The organism is Longimicrobium sp. (genome assembly GCF_036280135.1).
In the GTDB taxonomy this organism is placed as follows: Bacteria; Gemmatimonadota; Gemmatimonadetes; order Longimicrobiales; family Longimicrobiaceae; genus Longimicrobium.
Genome location: NZ_DASURI010000375.1, coordinates 1 through 5,144 on the forward strand (window position 1 = coordinate 1; position 5,144 = coordinate 5,144).

Sequence of the window (5,144 nt, forward strand, 5' to 3'; positions counted from 1 at the left end):
GCCGCGTCCGATCGGTTGAAACCTCGTTCGGCGAGCGTCAGCGAGTTGAGACGGGGCTTATGGCTGTCCCAGCGGCGGGTTCACCCGCTCCGTCGCAATCCCCGTCCCACCCACACCGTCCCGTCCCGCCCGCCGAACCACTTCCGCACTCACGCACTCACGCACTCACGCACTCACGCACTGCAGTTCACCGCTGAACGATGCGGCTCTCCTGGATCACCACGCCGCGCTCGGCGAGGGCGGCGATGTAGGCGTTGGCCGGCATGGCCTCGTCCGGCGTCCACACGCCGGGCTTGACCTTGCCCGCGGCCTGCATGGCGCCCGTGATGGCCAGCGAGAAGCCCGTCGTGCGCATCATGGCCGTGATGCCCGTCTCCTCGTCGTACTTGTCGAGGAGGTCGAAGCGGTACAGCACGCGCTCGCCCTTGTCGATGCCCTCGGCCTCCACGCGCAGCGCCACCTGGTCCGGGCTCTCCTTGTAGTCCTTCTTGAGCCTGGGCCCGACGATAGAGATGAAGACGTCGCGCGGCACGACCTTGGTGCCCTTCACGTCCACCGGCTCCATCCCCATCAGGCCGATGTCGCGCATGACGGCCATCATGTCGGCGTGACCGGGAAAGCGCAGGGTCTTGTACTCCATCGTGGGGACCTTGCCCTCGTACCGCTGGGCCATGGTCGACAGGCCGCCCGCGGTGTGGAACGCCTCCAGCGTGCCCACGCCGGGAAAGTCGATGTGCTCGATCTCCGACAGCGCCTTGACCTGCGTCTGCTTGCCGTCGCGCAGCACCCAGCTGAGCGTGGTGTAGTAGTCCAGCGCGCCCTCCAGGCTGTACACCACCTGGTAGTTGAGCGGCGGCTCCGGCTTCTGCGGCAGGCCGCCCACCTTGATGCGCACGGAGTGCACCTCGTCCAGCTGCGCGATGCCGTGCTCCGCCAGGATGTTCACCATGCCAGGGGCCAGGCCGCAGTCGGGGACCACGCTCACGCCCTTCTCCATGGCGCGCGACGCCAGGGCCTTCTGGTCCTGCACGATCTGCGTGTTGCCGCCCAGGTCGCAGAAGTGCGAGCCCGCCTCGATGGCGGCGACCGTCATCCCCAGGTTGAAGTAGTAGGGAAAGGCGCTCATGGTGGCCGACACGCCGTTCATCACCTGGCGAACGCCGGCGCGGTCGTTGGCGTCGACCTTTACGGCCGTGAGCCGGTTGCCCAGGTAGGGCTGCAGAAACGCCGGAAGGTTGTCGACGTTGATGTCCGCCAGGACCACGTCGTGGTCCGTATAGGCAAGCAGGTCGTAAGCGCAGGCGGAACCCTGCAGCCCCGCCCCCAGCACCAGCATCCGCATGGGAGTGCCGCTCCGTGGATCGTTGAAAAGGCAAGAATCCCACGCGCACGGGCGCGAGGGCCGGATCAGAGGGCGCCCAACTTAGCGGACGGGGGGATGGATGGCAAAGCGCGTCCCCGGCGGGGGGCGGATGGAGGCCGCCGCGCGGGGCTTTCCTAATGCGAAGGACGGCCTATATTGCTAGCCTGCTCTCCCCATCCGCAGTAAAACGTCCCTTTACGAACCCCTCCCCCAGGAGCGAGGACCGCGTGGCGAAGGACGTCATCGAGATGCCCGGCATCGTGACGGAAGTGCTGCCGGATACCAACTTCCGCGTCAAACTGGAGAACGGCCACGAGCTGCTTTGCTACATCTCGGGCCGCATGCGCAAGAACTACATCCGCATCCTGGACGGCGACCGCGTGACGGTGGAGCTTTCGCCGTACGACCTGCGCCGCGGGCGGATCACCTACCGCTTCAAGTAGGCCCCGCGCACCCATCCGCCGGCCACGCCTTCCCGGCCGGCGGTCCGATCATCCGAAAAGACCTACGCTCCGTCCAGAAGCCGGAGCACGTCGTGCTGCGCGTTGAGCAGCGCGTCGGGACCTGCCGTTTCCAGCGCCTCGCGCGGAAACGGGCCCCACAGCGCGCCCGCCGTCCGCGTTCCCGCCGCCTTGCCGGATGCCACGTCGTGCGGCGAGTCGCCGATGAAGAGGGCCTCCCCCGGCGTCATCCCCAGCTTCTCGAGCGCGAACAGCACGGGCTCCGGGTGGGGCTTGGGCTCCCGCACGTCCTCGGGCGTCACGATGACGTCGAAGTGGCTCACCAGCCCGCACAGCTCCATCCCCCGCATGGCCGACCGCCGGTGCTTGCTGGTGACGATGGCCAGCCGGTAGCCGCGCCGGTCCAGCTCCGCCACCGTTTCCACGGCGCCCGGAAAGGGGCGCAGCAGCTCGTCGTGGATGCTGTTCTGGTAGTCGCGGTAGGTGTCCAGCATCCGCTCCGCCTCGGCCGCGTCGCGGGCAAAGCGACGCAGCTGCGTCTCCAGCGTCATCCCGAACCCGCTCAGCCACTCCTCGTCCGGCGGAACGTGGCCCAGGTGCGCGGCCATGGTGTGCCGGTAGCACCGCATGATGAGCTCGGTGCTGTCCGCCAGCGTGCCGTCGAAGTCGTACAGCACGGCGCGGATGGATCCCTTCTGCATCAGCCTTCTTCTCCTTCGATGTCCGATCGATCCGCATCCGGCTCTTCCAGGTCCGGATCGAATCCCACCATGTACGAAATGCCGACCGCCACGTCCATGATGGACCGCGCGGCGCCGAACGGCGAGTGGCCTGGCCCCGCGGCCAGCACGGGGACGGGGTTGCGCGTGTGCCCGCCGCGCGTGTCTTCCAGGTTGCCGTGGTCGCTGGAGACGACGAGCAGCGCGTCCGCCGGCAACGCGTCCACCAGGGCGCCCAGGAACGCATCCACCTTTTCCAGCGCGGCCACGGCGCCGGCCATCTCGCCGCGGTGGCCCGTGTAGTCCGTGTCGTAGTGTGCGAACAGCGTCACGTCCGCCCCGGCGGTGATGCGGGCCAGCGTGCGCGCGGCCTCCTCGGGCGTGACCTGGGGCATGTCGTCGCCCAGCCGCTCGCGCCACCGCTCGTTGGTGATGGACGACGCCACGGCCTGCCTCTCCGCCAGCTCGGCCGCGCCGCGGGTGAGCGCGCCGGCGGCCTGCGCGGCCAGCATGGGCGCGGCCGGCCGGCGAAAGATGCGCGGATCGGCGCCGGCCAGCGGGTACGCGTTGGCGAACACGGCCGTGAGCCCCGCGGCCTTTGCCCGGCTCAGCAGGTTCTCCGCGGCAAGCATGGGGCGGACGGGCGTGGGCACCCACGGTCCGAAGTGCCGCCCGTACTCCTTGGCCGCGTTGCGGCCCGTGAGCAGCGACGTCTGCCCGGTCCCGCTCTGCGGCAGCCCCTCCATCCCCAGCGTCGCGTCGGATGCGACCAGGACGGCGCGCTCGGTGCGGATGCGCCCGTCCGCGTCCAGGTGCTCGGCGACGGGGCGGCGGCCGCCCAGCAGCGCCTCCAGCCGCGGCAGGTGCGCGACGGCGAACGGGTTGAACGACGCGTCGCCCGACCCGATCCCCACCCCGTCGAGGAACACCAGCAGGGCGCGGCGGGGGCGTGGGATCACGGCGTTCTGGCTCGGCGTCGCGGGCGATGGTGGATGCGGATGCGCGGCGGAATGTAAGCCCGGAGCGGCCTGCAGGGCGAGGGGCGGAGATGGGGTGAGGAGAGACAGGGGGAGAGATCACGGTGAGAGGTAGAGGTCATCGCGCGGGCGGGGGGCGGGTGGTGAGGCGAGATCACGAGGGGGCAACGGCGCCCCAGCCACGGCGAATGATGCTGATTGCGAACCTAAACGGGCTATCGAGTGGCAAGGCCGACGCGGCGCAGCAAGGCTGGGCTGGGCTCATGCAGCTTGCTCAAGAACCGGTCAACGCGATTGCGCAGCTCGCTCCACCGATCCGACAGCCGATGAAGACGCAGCACCTCGTTCTTCAGCCAGTTCCAGAGCTTCTCGATGGGGTTGGTCCAGGGCGCGTACGTGGGCGTGTACAGGAGCTGGATCTTCAGCTCGGCGGCCGTCTTCAGCACTTCTTCCGAGTGGTGCGGAGGCCAGTTGTCCCACACGAGGATGAGCTCGATGCCGGGCCCGTACGTCTTCCGCACCTGGCGCAGGAACGTGCGGATCGGACGTGAGCCCAGCGAGCTCCGGCTCATCGTGCACGTCCGGCCGTCGACGGCATCCAGGGCGCCGATGATCCGTCGCTTCGTGTTGGGGCCGGGCGCTTGGGGCACCTTGGGCTGCATTCGGCCGCCGGTGCGTCGCAGCCCCCAGTTCCGTCCCAGGACGGGTCTGCGGTAGTAGGTGACCTCGTCGACATAGAGAAGGCGCACGTTCTTTTCGGCTCGCGCGCGCCCAAGTGCGGCTTCGATGGCCGCGCACTTCTCCTCGTAGGCCAAGTCCGGGCTGATGATGTGCACCCGCCCCGCCTTGTACGAGATTGCCCAGGCTTCCAGGCGCCGCAGCACGCCGGAGTCCGTCCTCAGATCCGCCAGCTCCGGGCAGAGCCGGCGCATCAGGGCGAGCGTCCAGCGCGGCGGCAACGGCTCTTCGTCCTCCGGCGCGCTCGCCTCCGGAAGCTGGTGCAGACGCTCCTGGACGGCGGCAGCGGCAGGATCACTGGGGGGAAAAGCCCCGCGTCGCGGGGCGTACGTGCAGGTGTCCGTGTTGCAGGTAGTAGTCGAGCCAGCCGCGGACCGTGTCCGGCTTTCGTCTGCGAAGCAGGCCACCCATCGCCACCGAGCTCGGGTTCATGCCGTCGGAGATCTTCAGCAGCGCGGCGGCCTGCTCACGCAGGTACGGTCGGTGATCGTGACGGAGAACCTTGTCGAGCGAAGTCCGCTGCTCCGCGTCGAGTACGAGCGTACGTGGCTGAGGCATCGTCTCTTCTCCATGGCGGGTTGCCATCATTCGCGGCTCTGAAAACGTGATGTCGGCCTGCGCCGACAGCTCCTGCCGCACTCCCTCTCTGTGCACTTCAGGCATCCTCCGAGCCGTCGAATCCCGCCCCGATGCACAGAGCGTCGCTTGTGCTGGGGCAGTCCGCGCAGGCGGACTTGTGCCTTTCCAGCGGCGAATTCATTCGCTCCGGCTCGGAGACGGCGCCAGGAACGCGCGGGAGGGGCCGGGGGAGGGGCGGATTGCTGCCGGCGTGATCCGTCCATCGATCCTCCTCGATCCCACGTCCCATCCGATTCTCAATCTCCGC

The 5,144-nt window shown here is 68.9% G+C and carries 6 protein-coding genes; 1 reads left to right on the top strand and 5 read right to left on the bottom strand.

Features of this window, described 5'->3' with window-relative positions:
• Window positions 1-187 precede the first annotated feature (187 nt).
• The gene (locus tag VFZ20_RS11775) at window positions 188-1,342 is read right to left on the bottom strand and encodes a saccharopine dehydrogenase family protein (protein ID WP_329684075.1); all 1,155 of its coding nucleotides are present in this window, start codon (window positions 1,340-1,342) and stop codon (window positions 188-190) included.
• A gap of 269 nt (window positions 1,343-1,611) precedes the next feature.
• On the opposite strand from VFZ20_RS11775, the gene infA reads away from it, so the two are divergent.
• On the top strand, window positions 1,612-1,806 hold the full coding sequence (gene infA, locus VFZ20_RS11780; RefSeq protein ID WP_329684080.1) for a translation initiation factor IF-1: 195 nt from the start codon (window positions 1,612-1,614) through the stop codon (window positions 1,804-1,806).
• A 62-nt stretch (window positions 1,807-1,868) separates the two neighbouring features.
• On the opposite strand, the gene VFZ20_RS11785 is transcribed toward infA, so the two are convergent.
• The 4 genes from VFZ20_RS11785 to VFZ20_RS11800 form a co-directional block, all read right to left on the bottom strand.
• Window positions 1,869-2,525: an HAD-IA family hydrolase gene (locus tag VFZ20_RS11785; RefSeq protein WP_329684076.1), complete on the bottom strand. Its 657-nt coding sequence runs from the start codon at window positions 2,523-2,525 to the stop codon at window positions 1,869-1,871.
• Window positions 2,525-3,502, bottom strand: coding sequence for an alkaline phosphatase family protein (locus VFZ20_RS11790; RefSeq protein ID WP_329684077.1), 978 nt, complete (start codon window positions 3,500-3,502; stop codon window positions 2,525-2,527). Before VFZ20_RS11790 ends, VFZ20_RS11785 begins: the two co-directional genes overlap by 1 nt.
• A 233-nt stretch (window positions 3,503-3,735) precedes the next feature.
• On the bottom strand, window positions 3,736-4,665 hold the full coding sequence (locus tag VFZ20_RS11795; RefSeq protein WP_329684078.1) for an IS630 family transposase: 930 nt from the start codon (window positions 4,663-4,665) through the stop codon (window positions 3,736-3,738).
• Complete coding sequence (locus tag VFZ20_RS11800) at window positions 4,553-4,921, bottom strand: hypothetical protein (RefSeq protein WP_329684079.1); 369 nt, start codon at window positions 4,919-4,921, stop codon at window positions 4,553-4,555. The genes VFZ20_RS11795 and VFZ20_RS11800 overlap by 113 nt, the downstream gene beginning before the upstream one ends.
• Window positions 4,922-5,144: the final 223 nt, after the last annotated feature.

What these genes read in the sequence shown, in the direction of transcription:
- VFZ20_RS11785 (WP_329684076.1), bottom strand. Translation starts at nt 2,525, where the DNA reads ATGCAGAAGGGATCCATCCGCGCCGTGCTGTACGACTTCGACGGCACG.
- VFZ20_RS11800 (WP_329684079.1), bottom strand. Translation starts at nt 4,921, where the DNA reads ATGCCTGAAGTGCACAGAGAGGGAGTGCGGCAGGAGCTGTCGGCGCAG.
- VFZ20_RS11775 (WP_329684075.1), bottom strand. Translation starts at nt 1,342, where the DNA reads ATGCGGATGCTGGTGCTGGGGGCGGGGCTGCAGGGTTCCGCCTGCGCT.
- infA (WP_329684080.1), top strand. Translation starts at nt 1,612, where the DNA reads ATGCCCGGCATCGTGACGGAAGTGCTGCCGGATACCAACTTCCGCGTC.